Source organism: Bifidobacterium primatium (assembly GCF_002802875.1).
In the GTDB taxonomy this organism is placed as follows: domain Bacteria; phylum Actinomycetota; class Actinomycetes; order Actinomycetales; family Bifidobacteriaceae; genus Galliscardovia; species Galliscardovia primatium.
The window spans coordinates 798,386-820,699 of record NZ_PEBI01000001.1 but is presented as its reverse complement, the minus strand read 5'-3'; the positions used below and the strand labels follow the sequence as shown (position 1 = coordinate 820,699).

Sequence of the window (22,314 nt, the reverse complement as noted above, 5' to 3'; positions counted from 1 at the left end):
ACTGAATATCGCAATCAATCCCATCCCATCGATCAGAGGAGAACAATGGGGAACTGGAAGAAAGTGGTGGCGGCCATGGCGGCCGTCCCGATGCTGGCGACGTTGGTCCCGGCAGCAAACGCGGCCGAGGCGTCGGTGACGACGGCGGCCCAATCAACCCAAAGCCAGTCGGCCCAGGCGCAGCAGGCGTTGCAGGCCGCGCTGAAATCCAACGCCAAGACCGCGTCGGGCACGGCCGCGGTCGCCGACACGTCGTCGGATACGAGCGACTATCTGTTCGCGCACTTCACCGGCACCGAAGGCAGCGCCACCGACGAGCAGATGTACTTCGCCACGAGCAAGGACGGCCTGAGCTGGCATGACACCCGTGACGCGGGCGATCCCGTCCTCAGCTGGACGAACAGCCAGACCGGCAACTCGCGCGGCAAGGACAACGGCGTGCGTGACCCGTATCTCGTCCGTTCGCCCAAGGACGGCAAGGTCTACCTCATCGCCACCGAGCTGAGCATCCACAACCGCGGCGGATGGGGCGCGGCAGCCGCGACGACCACCGGCAGTACGAACCTCATCATCTGGGAGTCGACCGACCTCGTCAACTGGTCCGAGCCCCGCGCCGTCGACGTGGCCTCCAAGATCCCCGGCGCCGGCATGGCCTGGGCGCCGGAAGCCTACTGGGATGCCGACAAGCAGCAGTTCATGGTCTACTGGGCGACCGCCTCCGACCAGGACAACGAGTCCGGTGACCGCACCAACATGTACTACGCCACCACGAAGGACTTCAAGACCTTCACCGACCCCGTCAAGTGGATCGACCGCAGCAGGTCCGTCATCGACACGACGATGCTGAAGGCCGACGACGGCTACTACTACCGCGTCTCCGGCGACACGTACCTCGGCATCGAACGTTCGAAGGACCCGTACGCCACCACGCTGACCACCGGCGCCACCGTCGCCGACGGCTACTACAACACCGGCGACGACGAGAACCAGTGGACGCTCGTCGGCACGTTCGGCGACCTGACCGGCACCGGACTGACCGGCGCGCAGCTCGAAGGCCCCGAACTGTTCTTCTACAACAGCGACGACATCAAGACCAACGCCGCCGGCAAGCAGATGAAGTACGGCCTGATGTGGGACCAGTACTCGGCCGGCAAGGGCTACACACCCTACCGTTCCGCCGACCTCGGCAGCACCGACAAGGCCGACTGGGGCTATGCCTCCGACGTGAACTTCGGCTCGCTGAAGAAGCGCCACGGCACCATCCTGCCCATCACGACCGCCGAATACGACGCCGTCATGAAGGCGTTCGACAAGAACAGGGCCGCCGACCCCGTCGAGCCCGATGCCGACGGCGCCGGTCCGATCGCCGAATACACGTTCGAGGACGGCAAGGGCACCGATGGCACCAGCAACAAGAACGACCTGACGTTCAAGGGCAATGCGGCGGTCGCGACCGACGCGACCAAGGGCAAGGTCCTCACACTCGACGGTGCCTCCGGCACGTATGCCGAGTTCCCGAAGGGCCTGTTCGACGGCCGCAACAAGCTGACCGTGCAGATGGACGTCAAGTCCGAGACGGCCGCGAACACCAACCAGTTCACGTTCGCGTTCGGCAAGAACAACCAGAAGTACTACTTCATGAAGTACAACAAGGGTTCGCTCGCCAACCGCATCACTGTCGGCTCCTACGGCGCCGAATCCAAGGCCGACAGCACGCTCGACGGCGACTGGCACAAGGTGACCGTCGTGTTCGACGGCAAGACGATGACTTCGTACGTCGACGGCAAGAAGGCCGCCGAGAACACGGCCACCAACGCCGCCGTCTCCGACCTCGGCGTCGATTTGATCGGCTACCTCGGCAAGTCGTTCTACAACGACCCGTACTTCAAGGGCTCGTTCGACAACATCAAGGTGTGGAACCGTGCGCTCGCCGCGTCGGAGGTCGCCGATTCCGGCACCACCGACCCCGATCCCGACCAGCCGACGGGCGACGTGCTCGCCGACTTCACGTTCGACGACCTGAAGGCCGGCACGACCGGCGACATCAAGGACGCCGATTCCGCCGCGAAGGCGACGATCGAGGGTTCGGCCGCCGTCGGTACGAACGACGGCGATAAGACCACCGCCGCCAAGGTGAGCAAGGACTTCTGGCTGAACGTGACCAAGGCCGACGGCACGCCGCTGCTCAAGGGCGTGAAGAACGCGACCATCTCCTACGACGTCAAGCCCGACGCCAGCGGCAACACCGGCTGGACGGTCTACGCGGCCGCGAACGCCACCGCGCCCGTGTACAGGTCCGAGAAGTACCTCGGCGTGCTCGACAAGACCGACGGTCTGACCGTGCAGCGCTACGTCAACAACGGCTCCCGCGACGAAAGCGCCAGCGTCTCCGGTGCGGGCAGCGCCGCATGGCACAACGTGACCATCACGCTGACCGACTCCACCACGAAGCTCTACGTCGACGGTTCGCTCGTCGACGAGGCCAAGGACTTCACCGGCCATACGCTCGCCGACATCCTCGGCGCTGACGGCGGCATCCTCCAGCTGGGCAAGGCCAACTGGGTGAACGGCGAGTACTTCTCCGGCCTGCTCGACAACGTGAAGATCTACGGCCGCGAACTGACCGCCGCCGAAATCGCCGCAGCCAACCCCGTCGCCCAGACCAAGCTGAGCGTGGAGAAGACCACCCCGAACAACCAGGTGCTCTCCCAGACCGTCACCGACGGCAAGGACGGCGTGAAGGAACTCAACCTCACGCTCGACTACTGGGCACCGAACGGCGGCACCACCGGCGAGAAGACCGACAAGTCCAAGCTGGCCCTGAAGTTCAAGGTCGCCGACGGCTCGAAGATCACCATGGCCGACGGCTCCGCACTGCCCGCCACGCAGAACCTGACCAAGGACTTCAAGGTCAAGGTCACCGCGGCCGACGGCAAGACCTCGCAGGTCTATGACGTCACCGCGCAGGTGCTCGTCACCCCGATTCGCGTGGCCGGCGAGAAGGACGGCACCGGCGTGGAAGGCATGAAGTTCTTCGCCGACCCGCAGGTGTTCGCCGATGGCGGCAAGTACTACATCTTCCCGACCACCGACGGCAAGTCCAACTGGAACGGCTATCAGGTGCGCTGCTTCGAATCCACCGACATGGTGAACTGGGTGGATAAGGGCGTGATGGTCGACCTCAAGGACCAGAACCTCGACGGCACCCCCGACAGCTCGATCCTTCCGAACCGCACCCGCGCCGCCTGGGCCCCGGCCTTCGCCAAGAAGGACGGCAAGTACTACCTGTACATCTCCGGCAACTCGCAGACCAACGTGGCCGTCTCCGACCGCATCGACGGCGGCTACAAGCTGCAGACCGCCAAGGTGACCGACGGCATCGACCCAGCCGTGTTCCAGGATCCGCAGACCGGCAAATGGTACATCGCCTGGGGTCAGGGCAAGGGCCGCTACGCCGAGCTCAACGACGACATGATGTCGATCAAGGCCGGCACCAAGAAGGAGTACGCCGGCGAGAACGCCGACAAGTGCGCTGCGCTCGTGGGCAAGACCGACATCCCGATGTGCGGCCTGCGCGAAGGCTCGTACATCACCGCCCGTCAGGACGCCAAGGGCAAGTGGTGGTACTACTACACCTACTCGGTCGACGACACCAACAGCGAGAACTACCGCGTGGCCTACGCCACCGCCGAATCGATGGACGGCCCGTGGACGTACCGCGGCGAGATCCTCAACAAGGACACCGCCAAGGGCATCCTCGGCACCGCGCACCACTCGCTCGTGCAGGTGCCCGGCACCGACGACTGGTACATCGTCTACCATTCGTTCCTCACCGACGAGATGCGTCCTCGACTGGTCGACCCCGAAACCGGCAAGCAGCTGGCCAACGGCAACAAGCGCGAGATCCGCATCGCACGTATGACCTACACCAACCCGACCGACGGCTCCGTGCCGCTGATCGAGCGCGTGCCGGTGACGTACGAGGGCGTGCTGCCCGAGACGACGCCGTCGGTGTCGGTTGCGGGAGCCGCCTCCGGTGACGCCGCAACGAAGGTCGGCACCAAGCTGACGGCCTCGTTCAACGACGGTTGGAAGCTCGCCTCCGTGCAGTGGTATCGCGCCGACAAGGCCGATGGCACCGGCGAGGTCAAGATCGACGGTGCGACCGCCGCCGAATACACGCTGACCAACGACGATGCCGGCAAGGTCGTGTACGCCAAGGCCATCGGCGAGAACACCACCGGCGTGCTGCAGAACGCGCAGCCCGGCACCGCGGGTGCCTTGGCCTCCAAGACCGATGAGCTGACGACCGTCAAGGTGACCGTCGGCGAGGCCGAGAAGCCGACGACCGTGCCGGTCACCGGCGTGAAGGTCACTGGCGTCACTTCGCTCAAGGTGGGCGAGACCGCGACGCTGAAGGCCTCCGTCGAACCAGAGAACGCCACTGATAAGTCGGTCACGTGGTCTTCGTCCGACAAGTCGGTCGCCACGGTGAACGCCGACGGCAAGGTGACGGCGCTCAAGGCCGGCACCACCGTCATCACGGCCACATCGGTCTCCGACAAGTCGGTCAAGGGCGAGCTCACGCTCACCGTGGCTGCAGCCGATGGCACGGTCGATAAGTCCGCGCTGGAGAAGGAAGTCGCCAAGGCCGACGGCCTCAAGCAGTCCGACTACACCGCCGACTCGTGGAACGCCTACCAGACGGCGCTCAAGGCCGCTCAGGCGGTACTCAAGAACAACGCCGCCAAGCAGTCCGACGTCGACACCGCACTGAAGAACCTGCAGGGCGCCAAGCTGGTCAAGGCCGAGACCACCAAGCCGAGCACCAAGCCGAGCGAGAAGCCCGGCCAGTCGGGCAACGGCTCGAACGGCGGCGCCGCCAAGCCGTCCGGCTCGCAGTACGGCGGCAATGAGCAGAACGGTTCCAACGCCGGCAAGCTGAGCCGTACCGGCGCGGCAGTCGGTGCGGTGGCCTTCGCCGCCGTCGCGCTCGCCGCCGCCGGCGTGGTTCTCACCCTGCGCAAGCGCCGCGCGTAAGGTTCTGTCGGTCGGTTCCCCTCAGGTTTGAGAGGAACCGACCGAGAGGATCGGCTCATTACGAGGTCCCTTGTCCGTCGTGGAAGACCACGGACAAGGGACCTCTTCGTTGCATGCACACGAATGCGCTGATATGCCGGTATCGGGCGATTCGTGAACAGCGTGAATGTGCCGATGCGTTGGCATCGGACGATTCGTGTACGGGGAGGGGCGAGGGCTGTGCGCTGCTGGGAGGAGAACGCCGCTTTTGCTATGTGACCGAGTTGCGTCATCCAGCCGGTTTGTGAGCGGTCTCATGATAAAATAATGTGTTAGCGGTCACACAGTACAGTGATGTATGTCACAACGGCAAGTAGCATCATCACGACGACCATCGGCGCCATAACGGATTGACGCACGACGGTCGGTGTGCCCTGTCGACGTGGCGGTCGGCACAACTGAAAACCGTGCCGACCAGGTGCAGGCTCTCAACAGCGAGGATCCCGCGCAAGGAGAAGCAGACGACGACGGCCCGGCCAATCGATTTCATAACCGACCAATCGACGACCGACGATCGGCGACCGATATCGAGTCTCGTCACCAGCGCGCCACGGCAGGGGAGAAACATCACGAGACACAGTCAAGAGGAGGACGACTCTCGCATGGATAGGAAACCATCACGATGGCGCAGGGGAGTGGCGATGGCCGCGACCGTGCCGATGCTGCTGGCGTTGATGCCGGCCGGCACGGCGTTCGCCGCCGACAAGTCGACGATCACCGAGTCGACGAATGAAACCAACAACGTGCTCGACCTTGGATTCAACGGCAATCTGACCGATTCAAGCACGGTCAAGAACACCGTCGCCGCATACAAGGGCACGCCGACCTATGTGGACGGCGTGGACGGCCAGGCCGTCAAACTCGACGCCGGCGCACTGAGCCTCGGCGCAAGCCAGAAACTCCAGCCGGAGAGCCTCTCCCTTTCGTTCTACTGGAACCCGAGCAAGACGATGACCGGCGAGCAGATCCTCATGTGGGGCAAGGGCAAGTACAACGAGGGCGGATGGTATCTGAGCTCCGCCTCCGACTCCAAGCCGCTCGTGCTTTCGGTGGGCATCGGCGCAAACGGCGCCGGCAGCGGACAGCCGCTCGAATTCAATCTTTCCGGCAGCCGTGCCGACATCTTCCCGGCGAATACGTGGACGCACGTGATGGTCACGTTCGATGCCAAGACCAAGACCGCGAAGTTCTACATCAACGGCGAAGGCAGGACGGCGACCGCCGGCAACACGACGTCGGCCGGCACGATCGCCGCCGACGACACCACCAAGTACATCGGCTGGAACGGCACGCATGCCAGCGGCGGCCAGCTCACCGGCTCGCTTGACGACGTGAAGCTGTGGAACACCGTCGCCACCACGGCCGACGTGGAGCGCGAGGCCAAGATCGGCGTCAAGGACTTCAGCGCCGAAAAGCTCGCGCAGGCCGCGCTCGACAACGTGAACATCGCGTCGAAGGCCACCTCCAACCTGACGTTCAACGCCGACGCCGCCAACGGCTCGACGCTCGCCTACTCGTCCGACAATCAGGACGTCGTCTCCAACGACGGTGTTGTCACGCGTCCGGCCGTGGGCGAGAAGGACGCGACCGCCAAGATCACCGTCACCTCGTCGTACGGCTCGGCGGCGGTGAGCAGGACCTTCACCGTGACCGTGCCCGCCCAGACCGACAACGGCGGCAGCGGCGACGTGGAATACCTCAAGAACTACCTTTCCGAACAGGGCATGGACAACGTGACCGTCTCCGACTCCTACCTGCAGAACGCCGGCCAGAAGGAGGTCGAATACCTGCTCTCCTTCAAGCCCGACCGACTGCTCGTCGAGTTCCGCGCGAACGCCGGCCTCGACACCAAGGGCGCGCAGAACTACGGCGGCTGGGAGAACGGCCCGTCCGGCTCCCGCAACCCCGACAAGTCCAACAACCCGACCCGCTTCACCGGCCACTTCGTAGGCCACTGGATCTCCGCGGCCTCGCAGGCGCAGCGCTCCACGTTCGCCACGGACGCACAGAAGAAGGAGCTTTCCGCGAACCTGACCGCCGTGGTCAAGGGCATCCGCGAGGCGCAGGAGGCCTACGCCAAGAAGGACGCCGCCAACGCCGGATTCTTCCCCGCGTTCTCGGCCAGCTACGTGCCGAACGGCGGTGGCGGCCTGCTCGTGCCGTTCTACAACCTGCATAAGATCGAGGCCGGCATGGTGGAGGCGTACAAGTACTCCACCGACGCCGAGACCCGTGAGACCGCCAAGGACGCGGCCGTCGACTTCGCCAAGTACGTCGTCAACTGGAAGGCCGCACATGCCGGCACCAACATGCTCCAGACCGAATACGGCGGCATGAACGACGCGCTCTACCAGGTGGCGGAGATTGCCAACGCCGAAGACAAGCAGACCGTGCTCCAGGCCGCGCACCTCTTCGACGAGACCGCGCTGTTCCAGAAGCTCGCCAACGGCCAGGACGTGCTCAACGGCCTGCACGCCAACACCACGATCCCGAAGCTCACCGGCGCCATGCAGCGCTACGTGGCCTACACCGAGGACCAGGACCTCTACAACAGTCTCTCCGCCGACGAGCAGGGCAAGCTCACCAGCCTGTACCTCAAGGCCGCGAAGAACTTCTTCGACATCGTCGTCAACGACCACACGTATGTGAACGGCGGCAACTCGCAGTCCGAGCACTTCCACGTGGCCGACCAGCTGTGGAAGGACGCCACCCAGAACGGCGACCAGAACGGCGGCTACCGCAACTTCTCCACCGTGGAGACCTGCAACGAGTACAACATGCTCAAGCTCGCCCGCCTGCTGTTCCAGGTGACCAAGGACTCGAAGTACTCCGAGTACTACGAGCACACGTTCATCAACGCCATCGTGGCCTCGCAGAACCCCGAGACCGGCATGACCATGTACTTCCAGCCGATGAAGGCCGGCTACCCGAAGGTGTTCGGCGTCTCCGGCACCGACTACGACGCCGACTGGTTCGGCAGCGCGATCGGCGAGTACTGGTGCTGCCAGGGCACCGGCATCGAGAACTTCGCCAAGCTCAACGACTCGTTCTACTTCACCGACAAGGACAACGTCTACGTGAACATGTTCTGGTCGTCCACCTACACCGACAAGCGCCATGACCTGAAGATCGTCCAGACGGCGAACGTGCCGAAGCAGGACGTCGTGACGTTCAAGGTCTCCGGCTCCGGCTCCGCCAACCTCAAGCTGCGCGTGCCCGAATGGGCCATCGCCTCCGGCATCAAGCTCGTCGTCGACGGCAAGACGCAGGACGTCGCCGCCAAGGACGCCAACGGCTGGCTGACGGTCGCCATCAAGGACGGCACGAGCATCGAGTACACGCTGCCCGCCAGGCTCCAGGCCATCGACGCCGCCGACAACAAGAACTGGGTCGCCTTCCAGTACGGCCCCGTCGTGCTCGCCGGCGCGCTCACCGACACCAACTACAAGACGAACTACTCGTACGGCGGCGTGAAGGTGCGCGTGGCCAACTACGACTCCGACGCCAACGCGAAGGCCGCAGTCATCCCGACCGACGGACAGAGCGTAAGCGAATGGCTCAAGGGCATCAGCGCCGACGGCAAGACCGGCAACCTCGTCCGCACCGACAACGCGAACGAGGGCAACCGCGAGACCCTGACGTTCAAGTTCAGGAACGTCGACGGCGACGCCGCCGGACTCGAACTGCACCCCTACTACTCGACGTACAAGACCACGTACGCCATCTACTGGGACATGGCCGAAGTCGACTCCGACGCCTACCAGCAGAACATCCTCAAGAAGAAGACCGACGCCGCCACCCAGTCGCTCATCACCGACGCGGTCGACGCCTTCGACAACGAGTTCCAGCAGGAGCTCGCCCATAACGCCGCCAAGTCCGACGACTCGAACGCCGGCACCTACTCCGGCAAGCAGTACCGCGACGCCAAGGCCAACGGCTGGTTCAGCTACGACCTGAAGGTGACCGCCGGCGCCAAGAACTACCTGAGCACCCAGTACTACTCGGGAGACAAGGGCCGCACGTTCAGCATGATCGTCGACCCGACGCCGGTCGCCGACAACTCGAAGGGCGAGGTCTCCGCCAACGCGAAGACGTACACCGTCACCATCAACGACAAGAACGGTGCCAACGCCTTCTACTGGGATACGCAGGAACTGCCCGCCGACCTGGTCGCCCAGGCCAAGGACGGCAAGGTCCGCGTGCTGTACAAGTCCACCGGCGGCCTCGTAGGCGGCGTCTACGGCGTGCGCATACAGAACGCCGCCGGCCTGAACGACGACGCCGCGCTCAAGTCGCTGAAGTTCTCCGACGGCGACCTCGCCCCGGCGTTCAGCGGCTCCAAGACGGCGTACACGCTCACCGTGCCGAAGGACGCGAAGTCCGTCGACGCGACGATCGGCGTCAAGGACGCCGGATCGTACGTCACCGTCGACGGCGTCGTCATCGACGACACGAAGGCCCGCACGATCACGCTCGACAACGACGTGACCACCGTCGACATCGCCTCCTACGCGCAGGACCACAAGACCGTGAAGTACTACACGGTCACCATCGTCAAGGACGGCGCCAAGGTGCCGTCCGGCGACCCGGTCCTCGAGTACACGTTCGACGGCGACTCCGCCTCGGCCGACGCAAACGCCGTCGTCGACAACACCGGCTCCGCCGGCGACAGGCTCGACGGCAAAATCGTGAACTCCGGCGCCACCCTCGCCGACCATGACGACAACGGCAAGTCGCTGAAGGTGCCGGGCGGCAGCCACGGCAGCTCGGCGTACGTGACGATCCCGTCCGGCGTGGTCGCATCCGGCCAGAAGGACATCACCATCTCCGCCGACTACCAGTGGGACGGCGCCAACACCTGCGTCTACCCGTGGGCCCTCGGCCAGAACGACAAGAACTATCTGGTGAACATCGTCAACTGCGGCTCCAACACGCGCGTCGAGGCCTCGAAGAACGGCTTGCAGACCCAGCTGACCGGCTCCACGCCCGCCAAGAACACGTGGGTGCACGTGGACGTGGTAGTCAAGGGCGGCAAGTCCATCAGCTACTACCTCGACGGCAAGCTCGTGGCCACCAAGGCCACCACGCTCACCGCCGCCGACTTCGCCGGCACCACCAGCGCCTCCGGCTACCTCGGCCTGTCGTTCTACGGTTCCGACAAGGACTTCGGCGGCCAGATCGACAACTTCAAGGTCTGGAACCGCGCCGTCGGCCTCGCCGAACTGTTCCCGGGCGAAAGCGGCGACGAGCCGGCCGAAGCGACCGTGGAATCCATCAAGGTGACCAAGCAACCGACCAAGGCCACGTACACCGTGGGCGACAAGTTCGACGCGGCCGGCCTTGAGGTGACCGCCGTCATGAGCGACAAGACCGAGAAGGTGCTTGACGCCGCCGACTACACGGTCACCGGATTCGACGGCTCGAAGACCGGAAAGCAGACCCTGACCGTGAAGCTCAAGGCCGACGAGACCAAGACCGCCACGTTCGACGTGACCGTCGAAGCGAAGAAGTCGGACGACTCCTCGCTCAAGACGCTCGCCGTGGCCGGCGTCGCGCTGACCGCAGACCAGCTCAAGACCGCGGCCACGGCCGACGGCACGACCGTGAAGGTCGCCGACCCGGACGGCGTCACCGCGCAGCAGGTCGAATACTCGCTGAATGACGCGGCCGCCACGGCCGACGTCACCGTCGCCAAGGGCGTCGTGACGGTCGTCGTAACCGCTGAGAACGGCTCCAAGACCACGTACACCGTGAAGCTCGACAAGGCCGACGAGACCACGCCGGTCAAGCCGACGCTGAACATCACCGGCGACGGTGTGGACGGCGGCAGGCTCACGCTGAAGATCGGCGCCGAAACCGGTCTGAACGTGACGGTCAAGGGCGATGGCGTCGACGTGAGCAAGCTGGATTGGAAGATCGCGGACGAGAAGGTCGTCGGCTTCGTCGACATGGGCGCCAACCCGACCTCCGACCGCCGCATCAAGGGCCTCAAGGCCGGCGAGACCACCGTGACCGTGACCGACCCGACCACCGGCGCCAGCGCGCAGATCACCGTGACCGTGCCCGCCGACGGCAACGGCTCGGGTTCGGGCGACGGCAGCAACACGGGCAGCAATGGTCAGCAGCCCGGCGGCAACGGTTCCGGCTCCGCGAACGGTGCCAACAACGGTGCCAACAGCGGTGCCCAGTACGGCGGCAACGAGCAGGACGGCAAGTCCGGCTCCGCCACCGGCAAGCTGGGCAGGACCGGCGCGGCCGTGGGCGCGGTGGCATTGGTCGTCGTCGCGCTCGCCGGTGTGGGCGTGGTGCTCACGCTGCGTCGCCGTCGCGCGTAGGGCGTGGGCTCCCGCTGGTCAACTCCCCTCAGTCGGCTTCGCCGACAGCTCCCCTCAATCTTGAGGGGAGCCGGGAAACGGACCGGAAGTGTCCTCGCGCTCGCATCGCCTGACGACAGTCCACCGGACTGTCGTCTTGACGGCTCAGCCTCTCAGTCTTGAGGGGGGCGTGGCTGTGACCGTTGTCAGCATGAGCGGAGACACCACCTACTGTCATCCTGAGCGGAGGCCGTAGGTCGGATTCGAAGGATCTTTTGGAAGGTCTCCGAAGATCCTTCGACTCGCTGCGCTCGCTCAGGATGACAGTGGCGTTGTTTCGCCTCGCCCAGGATGCCAGTAGGCAAGCCTCCGCTCAGGCTGGCTACGGTCACAGCATCTTGGCTCCCCTCATGTATGAGGGGAGCTGTCGGCGTAGCCGACTGAGGGGAGTTGTCCACTCAGTCGACGGTCCCACTTCGGCCGCTGCTGGCCATATATCCATGCCTCACGGCATCAGCACGGCGGCGCCGGTGAACGCGCCGGCCTTCAAATCCTTCAGCGCCTGCTGGCCCTGATCCAACGGATACGGATGCGCGTCGATGGTGATGTGATGCGCCGCGGCGAACGCCAGGAACTCACGGCCGTCCTGCCGTGTATTCGACTCCACGGAACGGATTTCCTTCTCGTGGAACAGATGCTTCTCGTAGTTCAACGCCGGCACGTCGCTCATATGGATGCCGGCCAACGACAGCACGCCGCCCGGACGCAGCGCCTCCAACGCCGGCAGTACGATCGCCCCGACCGGCGCGAAGATGATGGCCGCATCCAACGGCTCCGGCGGCATCTCATAGGCGTCGTCGGCGAACGCGCAACCGAGCTTCAACGCCAGCCGCTGCGCATCCTTGCCGCGCGTCAGCACATGCACGCGCATACCGAGCGCCAGCGCGACCTGCGCAGTGATATGCGCGGAACCGCCGAAGCCATACAATCCCAGCACTGGCTTATGCCCGAGCCGTTCCGCGATCCGCTCGCGGGCCTTGTCGAGGTCAAGGCCGTCGAATGAGATCCCGTCCAGCAGCCCGGTGCGCTTCAGCGCCCGGAACCCGATGATGCCGGCGCACATCAGCGGCGCCACGGTCTGCACCGAATACGGGGCGCCGCTCGTGCCGTCGCTCCCGTTCCCGCCATCTTCGAGCAGCGATTCCAACGAATACAGGTAGTCGATGGGAGCCGTCATATACTCCGCGTATCCGCCGTTCGCATCCCAGCCGTTGTACAGCGAATGCTGGCACAGGTTCTCCTTGCCGCTATGGCAGAATTCGCATTCGCTGCACGTATGCCGCAGCCACGCCGCGCCCACGCGCTCGCCGATATGCGCCTCGAATCGGTTGCCGAACACGTCGATGCCGGCGTCCGGTCCCAATGCCACGACCTCGCCGACCACTTCATGACCCGGCGTCACATGGTCGCGATGCACCGGCAGGTCGCCTTCAGAGACATGCAGGTCGGTGCGGCATACACCGCATGCCAGCACGCGGATCAGCGCCTCGCCCGGTCCCGGCTGCGGCACGGGTTTCTCCACCCACTCCAGAGGCTCTCCGGTGATGGGCCCCGGCTGCTCCCGCACCTGCCACGCATGCATGGTCTCGGGAACCATGGGGGTGGAAGCGACGATAGGCTTGCCGGAGTCAGCGCCTCCATCACCGGTCGGACCGCCGGGCGCGCCGCCGTTCATATCGTTGTCGTTGCTGTCGTTTGCTTCATTGCCGTTCACTGCGTCACTGCCAATGTCTTCGTGTAGAACACTCATACAACCTCATGGTAGGCGCTGTTGGTTGCGAAAGTGTGGAGTTCGATATGCTGAACGAATGGCGAGTTATCGTTTTCCCAGGATTCCGCAGTTCGGGCCGTTCGACACCCCGGATTTTCTTCGCACGTTCGGCATCGACTGTTCGATCGGCCGGTTCACGGCGATCGGCTCGCGCAATCTCGACTCCGCCGACCGCGTGGCCGTGTTCATCCCCGGCTTCACCGGCTCGAAGGAGGATTTCATCCCGTTCTTTCCCGCGCTGTGGAAAGCGTTGGGGATTCACGAAGGCGTTATGGATGATTTCCCGGACGGACAGGGTGGCGCCGACCGGGTCTCCGGTATCGCCGGCCGTTCCACCGCAATCGTGGCCTACAGTCAGCGCGGCCAGGCCGACTCGGTCGCGCCGACCGATCGCCATGCCTATGGCCTGGATGATTTCGTGGCCGACGGATGCGAGATATTGGAACGTCTTGGTGCGCGCGACCGGCCCGTAGACCTGGTCGGCCACAGCTTCGGCGGCGTCGTGGCCCGGCGTGTGGCGTTGCGGCGGCCGGAATTGCTGCGCTCGTTGACGGTGTTCGATTCGGGCGCGGTGCCGGTGCGGCGTACGCCGCTGTTCGCGGCGGCGCCGACGCTGATTCGCGTATTCGGCCCGATGCTGCTGTACTACGCCTATCGTCCCAAACTGCGCGACGAGCCGCAGGGCGACAAACTGGCCGAATTGTTTCGTCAGAACATGCATGCGACGTCGCGTCATCATCTGGCATCCGTGGCGGATTTCATGACGCGATTCGACGACGTCACCGACGATCTGCGACGGCTGCATGACGGCGGCGGGAATGATGATGACGATTTTACAGGCGGCGACGCGACGAACCGTCGTCGCGGCCTGCCGATGAACATCATGTACGGCGTGGACGACGACGTCTGGCCGACTGCGGTCTACGACCGCGAGGCCGAAGCGCTGGGGATAGCGCCAATCGCATTCGACGACGCCGCGCATATCCCGACCTACGACCGGCCGGAGGAGTTCGCCGCCGCGCTGGTGGATTTCTGGCGTCGCGCGTGAATGCGGAACGCGCTCGTCAATGCCTCGTCAATGCCGATTGCATACAAAATCGCCCATCGTTGTCATCGCGGAGCCGGACGCCGATATCGGCGTATTGCGGTGACAACGATGGGCGACCGGAGTGCGGCTTCCCGCTTCCGAGGTATCCGCTACTTCCTCGTCTGGGTGAGCTGGTAGGCCACCAGCAGCACGGCCAGCCAGATCACGCCGGCGACCACGGCCACACGGTAGCTGGAGGAGAAGAGCATGAGCACCACCACGAGCGCGAGGAACGCGAGCACGATCCACGGCGTCACCTTGGCTGCGGGCAGCTTGAAGTGGATGGCGTCGATCGCTTCCTGTCCGGAGAGCCCTGCCAGTGCGGAATCGGTCGGCGACCTGCCTTCGAAGGCGATGCGACGGAACTTCATCTCGGTGAACATGATCATCGTCCAGTTGATGATACCGGCGATCGTGGCGATGGACATCAGGTAGTTGAACGCGAACTCGGGCCACAGGAACACGACTACCACGGCGATGGCGGTGATCACCGCGGAGGTGAGCACGCCGGCCACGGGCACGCCGTTTTTGTTGAGCCTGCCGAGGTATGCGGGCGCATTGCCCTGCTTGGCGAGCGAGTACAGCATGCGGGAGTTGGCGTACAGGCCGGAGTTGTAGACGCTCATCACGGCGGTGAGGCAGACGAAGTTGAGGATGCCGGCGGCCGCGTGCACGCCCACGGAGTCGAAGATCTGCACGAACGGGCTGGACTTGCCGTCGATCATGTTCCACGGCACCACGGCCATGATGACGCCGAGCGCACCGATGTAGAACACGAGGATTCGCCAGATGATGTCGTTGGTGGCGCGCGGGATGGTGCGGCGCGGGTCCTCGGTCTCGCCGGCGGTGATGCCGATGAGCTCGGTTCCGCCGAAGCTGAACATCACGACGACGAGGGCCATGAGCAGGCCGGTCCAGCCGCCGTCGGTGTGGGTCATCAGGCCGTTGGGGAAGAAGCCGCCGCCCACGGTGAACCAGTTGGCGAAGCTGGCCTTGACGCCCGAATCGGTGGGCAGGGCGAAGATGATGACGGCGAGGCCGCCGAGGATCATGGCGACGACGGCCACGATCTTGATGATGGCGAACCAGAACTCGAACTCGCCGAACTGGCTGACGCCGAGCAGGTTGGCCGCCGCGATGACGGCGAGGAACACGGCCGCCGAGACCCACGTCGGAATCGCAGGGAACCAGTAGTTCACGAACGTGCCGACCACGGACAGTTCGACCATGGAGACGAGGATATAGTTGAACCAGTAGTTCCATCCGGAGACGAAGCCGGCGCGCTTGGACCAGTACTGGGTGGCGTAGTAGCTGAATGCGCCGGCCTTCGGGTCCTCGACCGACATCTCGCTCAGCGCGCGCACGATCATGAAGATGGCGAGGCCGCCGATGAGGTAGGCCAGCAGGATGGCCGGGCCGGCCAGTGCGATGGATTCCGCGGAGCCGTAGAACAGGCCGGTTCCGATGGCGCCGCCCAGTGCGATGAGCTGGATATGACGGTTCTTCAGTGATTTGCGCAGGCTCGCGGGCACCGGCACGTCGTCGGTCTCGCGGGGTTTGGTCGATGGATTCTCGGCCATGACGTTCCCTTCCTTCTCTGTGATGCGGCCGGCGGTTGTGTCCTCGCGTTGCGTTCGGCCGCGCGGCGTCGCGTCGTGAAACGCGCAAGCGCGGTCGTGCGTGTTTCACGTGAAACATGGCGCGTGAAACATTGTTCGTCTGCGTGAAACATCCGTGGTCGTTTGTTTGCCGTGTACCGAGGGTAGCCGCACCGTATGTCAGCGGTTGTCGTTCGTCCATTGAACGGGATTCGATTCCTTCGACTGTCCTGGAAGGGCCTTGGGTTTTGAAGTGTGAGGGGAGGGGGTTGCGAAAGGCGGAAAAGACACGGCGGCGGTCGCGGGGCGCAGATATTTGACACTATGAAATATTGGTGGTAGAAAATATGTCGAGAACGACGAATGGCATCGTGCGATGTCGTCGACGCCGTTCGGATCCGGTGTCGTGTGATGCCGGAGTACGGCGTCGGATTCTCGGAAAGGAGTCGCCATGGGATACGCCGAGGATGCGGTCAAGGAGATGTTCACCCTCGCCATGCGCAGTCGCGGCAAGAACATCGACTCGGTGAACCGCGGTGCGAAGGGCGAGACGCCGGCGCTGCACATGCTTGCCATGTCGAGCGTCCCGCTGACTCCTGGCCGTATGTCCGACATGCTCGGAGTGAGTCCCGGCCGCGTGTCCGCGATTCTGGACCGTCTGGAGAAAAAGGGGATGGTCGTTCGCGAGACCGATCCGTCCAATCGCCGCAACGTGCTGGTGAGCATCACCGACAAAGGCCGCGAGGCCGACCGACGGGCCTTCACCGAGATTCACGACCGCTTCGTCCATGTATTCGAACGCATGGGGGAGGAGCATACCCGTCAATTCCTCGACCGCTGCACGGAATTCGCCGAATACATGCGCGACGAGGGATTCCCCTCGCCGCCGGAAGGTCCGCCATGCACAATCTGACGATGATCTGACGATTTCGGCATCTCGTAGGTTTCGTCATCTATCGGCGGCTTGAGAAAGTCGCTTGCGAAAGACCGATGACTTACGGAAGTCGGCTTCATAATCCCGGTTCGCCGGGTATTATTTTTAATCGATATTGAACACTGTAAACAATAATTACTAGAAACTAAATTTCGGGAAACGACAAGGAAAACAGGGGAACTATCGTGATACGCATTTGCAAATACCTTTCCAAAGCCGAATGGGGGCAGCTGTTCGTCGGTCTGCTGCTCACCGTGGCGCAGATCTGGTTCAATCTGGAACTGCCCGACTACATGGCCGACATCACCCGTCTCGTCGAGACGCCCGGCAGCGAGATGCATGACGTATGGGTCGCCGGCGGCAAGATGCTCGCCGTCGCGCTTGGAGCCGTCGTATGCATGGCGTTGACCGGCCTGATCACCGCCCGTGTGGGCGCCTCGTTCAGCCGCCGTCTGCGTTCGCTGGAGTTCTCCCGCGTCGAATCGTTCGGCCCGGCCGAAATGAACCGCTTCTCCACGGCCAGTCTCATCACGCGCTCCACGAACGACATCACGCAGATTCAGATGTTCGTGACCATGGGTCTCATGCTGCTTGTGCAGTCGCCGATCATGGCCGTATGGGCCGTGTGCAAGATCGCCGGCAAGGGCTTCGACTGGACGCTCGCCACCGGCGTGGCCGTCGCGATTCTGCTGGTCGCCATCGCCGTGCTCATGGCCTTGGTCATGCCGAAGTTCAAGGCCATGCAGACGCTGACCGACAACATCAACCGCGTGGCCCGCGAGAACCTCACCGGTCTGCGCGTCGTGCGCGCCTACAATGCCGAGGACTATCAGGAGGCCAAGTTCGACAAGGCGAACGACGACCTGACCAATACCCAGCTGTTCACCAACCGTGCGATGAGCGTGATGATGCCGCTGATGAACACCGTGATGAACGGCCTCATGCTCGCCGTCTACTGGATCGGCGCCTACCTCATCGACGCGGCCGACATGATGGACAAGCTCACGCTGTTCTCCAACATGGTGGTGTTCTCCAGCTACTCCGTGCAGGTGATCATGAGCTTCCTCATGATGAGCATGGTGTTCGTGCTCTGGCCGCGAGCCGACGTCTCCGCCAAGCGCATCCTCGAAGTGCTCGACACCGAACCCACGGTGGTCTCCGGCACACGAACCGCCGGCGCGAAGGACGCCGCCGGCCGGGAGCTGCGCGGCGAGGTCGAATTCCGCGACGTGAGCTTCACCTACCCCGATTCACGCGAACCCATGCTCGAACACGTGAGCTTCAAGGCCGAACCCGGCCAGACGGTCGCGTTTATCGGCTCCACCGGCTCCGGCAAATCCACGCTGGTGAACCTCGTGCCGCGATTCTACGACGCCACCGAAGGCCAGGTGCTCGTCGACGGCGTCGACGTGCGCGACTACGAACTCAAGACCCTGCGCGACAAGATCGGCTACGTGCCGCAGCGTTCCGTCATGTTCAAGGGAACCGTGGCCAGCAACGTGACCTACGGCGACAAGACCGGCATCGGCAACGCCGACATCGACGCCTCCGGCACCGCGACCGCGGCCGGCGTCGAGGCCGCCATCGACGTGGCCCAGGCCAGTGAATTCGTCGACAAGATGCCCAAGGGCATCGACTCCGACATCGCGCAGGGTGGCTCGAACGTCTCCGGTGGCCAGAAGCAGCGTCTGTCCATCGCCCGCGCCGTATGGCGTCATCCGGAGATCCTCGTGTTCGACGACTCGTTCTCCGCACTCGACTTCCGTACCGACCGCGAAGTACGTGAGGCGCTCGCCAGGGAATGCGCCGACTCCACGAAACTGATTGTGGCCCAGCGCATCGGCACCATCATGCACGCCGACTGCATCGTCGTGCTCGACGACGGCCGCGTGGTCGGTCAGGGCACGCACCGCGAACTGCTCGAAACCTGCGAGGTCTACCGCGAGATCGCTGAATCCCAGCTCAGCGAAGCCGAACTCGCCGCCTAAAAAAGACGCAAGGCGCGCAGCGCTCGGCTCTCCTCGGGCTTGGAGATGCGGGCCGGGGCTTGAGGCGCAGTGCCTTGGCTCCCCTCGCCTTGTGAGGGGAGCTGGACGCCGAAGGCGGACTGAGGGGAGTCCCAAGCTGCCGTCACCCTGAAAGCCTCGGCAGACAACTCCCCTCAGTCGGCTCCGCCGACAGCTCCCCTCAAGCTTGAGGGGAGCCAAGAAGCCGAGAACGCCCCCACAACACCTTGAACGGGCGTGCCGCAACGTTCTCCACGGGAGGTCGGTATTCGTTTCTCGACCGTAGGCTCGGCCGAACGGCCTTGAGTGTGTCGAGCAACGAATACCGACCGACCTTGCGAGACGGAGCAACGAATACCGACCGCCCCACGCAGAGCACGCAAGCAAAAAAGCGCTCCCACTCCACCAATGAAAGGATTTTGAACCCCATGCCAGGACCAATGGGTCGTAACCAGACGACCGAAAAACCACAGGACTTCGGCAAGATCATGGGCAAGCTCGTCCGCTTCTGCAAGCGGTACCTGCCCGCCATGGTCGTTGCGCTGATCCTCGGCGCCTCCGGCACCGTCTGCCAGATCATCGGACCGGACAAGCTCAAGGACGTCACCAACGAAATCACCAAGGGCCTGCCCGCCATGGTCAACGGCCGGCCGGTCATGAACGCCATCGACCTCGACGCCGTCGTGAGCATCTGCATCACGCTCGTGGCGCTGTACGTCGGCTACGCGCTGCTCACCTACGTGCAGAGCTGGATCATGGCCACCGTCACCCAGCGCACCGCCCAGCGCCTGCGCGACGAGATCTCGAAGAAGATCAACCGTCTGCCGCTCAAATACTTCGACAAGACCAGCTACGGCGACGTGCTCAGCCGCATCACCAACGACGTCGACGCCATCGGCCAGACGCTCGGCCAGTCGCTTGGCTCGCTCATCACGTCGGTCACGTTGTTCGTCGGCTCGCTCGTCATGATGTTTTACAACAACGTGGTAATGACCTTTACCGCAATCGGTGTCAGCATCATCGGCCTCATCATCATGATGATCATCATGAAGGCCTCGCAGAAGTACTTCACGCTGCAGCAGCTTGCCCTAGGCGAGGTCAACGGCCACGTGGAGGAGATGTACGCCGGCCACACGATTGTCAAGGCGTACTCCGGCGAGGACGATTCCATCGCGCAGTTCGAGAAGTACAATGACCGCCTCTACGTCTCCGGCTGGAAGTCGCAGTTCCTGTCCGGACTCATGATGCCCATCATGCAGTTCATCGGCAATCTCGGATATGTGGCCGTCTGCGTGGTCGGCGCCGCGCTCGCGATGAACGGCACCATCGAATTCGGCGTCATCGTGGCGTTCATGATGTACATCCGCCTGTACACGCAGCCGCTCAGCCAGTTCGCGCAGGCGTTCCAGAACCTCCAGCGTTGCGCCGCCGCGTCCGAACGCGTGTTCGGCTTCCTTGAGGAGCCGGAAATGAGCGACGAAACAGCGCTCGAAGGCCGTCGCATCGCCGACGAGGCCGGCGACGGCAACGGCCTGCGCGGCGACGTGGAATTCGACCACGTGCGCTTCGGCTACGAACCCGGCAAGCCCGTCATCCACGACTTCAGCGCCAGGGTCAAGGCCGGGCAGAAGGTCGCCATCGTCGGTCCGACCGGCGCCGGCAAGACCACCATGGTCAACCTGCTCATGCGCTTCTACGATCTCGACGGCGGCGACATCCGCATCGACGGCATCTCGACGGCATCCGTGCCGCGCAGCGAGGTCCACAACCAGTTCGCCATGGTGCTGCAGGACACGTGGACGTTCGAAGGCACCATCCGCGAGAACATCGTGTACTCCAAGCAGGGCGTGACCGACGAGCAGGTGCAGGCCGCCTGCCGTGCCGTGGGACTCGACCGATTCATCCGCTCCCTGCCCGACGGCTACGACACGGTGCTCAACGACAACACGAGCCTCTCCGCCGGCCAGAAGCAGCTACTCACCATTGCACGAGCCATGATCCAGGACGCGCCGATCCTTATTCTCGACGAGGCCACGTCGTCCGTCGATACACGAACCGAGGAACTGATCCAGAAGGCCATGGACCAGCTGACCGTGGGACGCACGAGCTTCGTCATCGCGCATCGCCTCTCGACCATCAAGAACGCCGACATGATTCTCGTGATGAAGGACGGCGACATCATCGAACGCGGCACCCACGACGAACTGCTCGCCGACGGCGGCTTCTACGCCGACCTGTACAACAGCCAGTTCGCCACCCTCGCCGCGTAGGATGGTGGGGACGATATGACGAAAGGGGCCACGATGGCACGACTGGCAGGATACGAGACGCCGAGACTCGGCATGGGAACGATGGCGCTCGCCATCGAGGGCCGGCCGGCAGACCGCCGCGTCGCCATCGACACGATCCACGCCGCGCTCGACGCCGGCGTGCGCTACCTCGACACCGCATGGTCGTACTACCTGCCCAGCAGGCCCGGCACCGGCGAGCCCGAGGATCTCGGCTATGGCGAGAAACTCGTGTACGAGGCGCTCTCCACGTGGAACGGCCCGAAGGACGACGTGCTCGTCGCCACGAAAACCGGCTGGCTGCGCACCCTCAGCGCCGCTCCTACATCGTCCGCCGTCTCCGGCTCCGATAAATCCGCCATCGCCGACCAAACCGGCGCCGTCTCCGGGAACAACTTCGGCGAATACGGCTGGCAGGCCGACGCCCGCCCCGAAACCATCATCCGACAGGCCAAGGAGTCGGCCCGTCGTCTGCACGTCGACTCGCTGAGCCTGCTGTACTCGCATTGCAACGACCCCCAGCTGCCGTACGAGGACCAGATGGGCGCGTTCAAACAGCTCGTCGACGAGGGCGTCGTCCGTCACGTCGGCATCTCGCGCGTCGACGCCCACGACATCGACATCGCCCGCGGCATCCTCGGCGACAGCTTCATCGCCGTGCAGAACCAGTTCTCGCCGTCATATCCCGACCCTGACCACACGTTGGAATACTGCGCGGAACTTGGACTGGCGTTCGTCTGCTGGTCGCCCCTTGGTGGATTCCTCGACGCCGTAGACCAGCACAAATACGATCCGTTCCGTGCGGTCGCCGCCGCGCACGGATGCTCGTACCAGCGCGTCACGCTCGCGTGGGAGCTCGCTCAGTACGACCGTCTGTTCACCATCCCCAGCGCCCGCAACCCGCACGAAATCCAGGATTCGTTCGCCGCGACCCGTCTGGAATTGACCGCCGACGAACTCGACTATCTCAACGCGGCGGTCGCTCGATAAAACGTTGCCGCTATGCAACGAACAGGAACCGTGCCGCGTTTTCGGTTCCTGTTCGTTGCCTGCATGGCAGCCAACGGGAACCGTAACATCTCTTCGGTTCCCATCCGTTGCGCGGGTAACAACCGATAGGAACCTTGCCTCCCTCCCGGTTCCTTTCCGTTGCATAAAAAACAACCGACGGGAACCG

9 protein-coding genes are annotated in these 22,314 nt (G+C 64.0%); 7 read left to right on the top strand and 2 right to left on the bottom strand.

Features of this window, described 5'->3' with window-relative positions; translation table 11 throughout:
• Window positions 1-45 precede the first annotated feature (45 nt).
• Both CS006_RS10925 and CS006_RS03100 read left to right on the top strand, forming a co-directional pair.
• Entirely contained in the window at window positions 46-5,040 is a 4,995-nt protein-coding gene (locus tag CS006_RS10925; RefSeq protein ID WP_100510284.1) for a family 43 glycosylhydrolase, read from the top strand.
• 641 nt (window positions 5,041-5,681) lie between these two features.
• On the top strand, window positions 5,682-11,414 hold the full coding sequence (locus tag CS006_RS03100; protein ID WP_165777201.1) for a beta-1,3-specific beta-L-arabinofuranosidase: 5,733 nt from the start codon (window positions 5,682-5,684) through the stop codon (window positions 11,412-11,414).
• A 484-nt stretch (window positions 11,415-11,898) separates the two neighbouring features.
• Here the strand turns inward: CS006_RS03100 and CS006_RS03095 are convergent, their stop codons facing one another.
• A complete protein-coding gene (locus tag CS006_RS03095; RefSeq protein WP_207759990.1) occupies window positions 11,899-13,203 on the bottom strand; it encodes an alcohol dehydrogenase catalytic domain-containing protein in 1,305 nt (434 codons plus the stop codon).
• A 58-nt stretch (window positions 13,204-13,261) separates the two neighbouring features.
• Between CS006_RS03095 and CS006_RS03090 the strand changes: the two genes are divergently transcribed.
• A complete protein-coding gene (locus CS006_RS03090; protein WP_165777200.1) occupies window positions 13,262-14,272 on the top strand; it encodes an alpha/beta fold hydrolase in 1,011 nt (336 codons plus the stop codon).
• A gap of 149 nt (window positions 14,273-14,421) precedes the next feature.
• On the opposite strand, the gene CS006_RS03085 is transcribed toward CS006_RS03090, so the two are convergent.
• Entirely contained in the window at window positions 14,422-15,891 is a 1,470-nt protein-coding gene (locus CS006_RS03085) for an amino acid permease (protein WP_100510281.1), read from the bottom strand.
• 469 nt (window positions 15,892-16,360) lie between these two features.
• Between CS006_RS03085 and CS006_RS03080 the strand changes: the two genes are divergently transcribed.
• The 4 genes from CS006_RS03080 (at window position 16,361) to CS006_RS03065 (ending at window position 22,127) form a co-directional block, all read left to right on the top strand.
• Window positions 16,361-16,822, top strand: a complete 462-nt coding sequence (locus tag CS006_RS03080; protein WP_100510280.1) for a MarR family winged helix-turn-helix transcriptional regulator — start codon at window positions 16,361-16,363, stop codon at window positions 16,820-16,822.
• Between the two features lie 206 nt (window positions 16,823-17,028).
• Window positions 17,029-18,831, top strand: coding sequence for an ABC transporter ATP-binding protein (locus CS006_RS03075; RefSeq protein WP_100510279.1), 1,803 nt, complete (start codon window positions 17,029-17,031; stop codon window positions 18,829-18,831).
• Between the two features lie 446 nt (window positions 18,832-19,277).
• Complete coding sequence (locus CS006_RS03070) at window positions 19,278-21,119, top strand: ABC transporter ATP-binding protein (protein WP_100510278.1); 1,842 nt, start codon at window positions 19,278-19,280, stop codon at window positions 21,117-21,119.
• Between the two features lie 15 nt (window positions 21,120-21,134).
• Window positions 21,135-22,127, top strand: a complete 993-nt coding sequence (locus tag CS006_RS03065; RefSeq protein ID WP_100510277.1) for an aldo/keto reductase — start codon at window positions 21,135-21,137, stop codon at window positions 22,125-22,127.
• Window positions 22,128-22,314 lie beyond the last annotated feature (187 nt).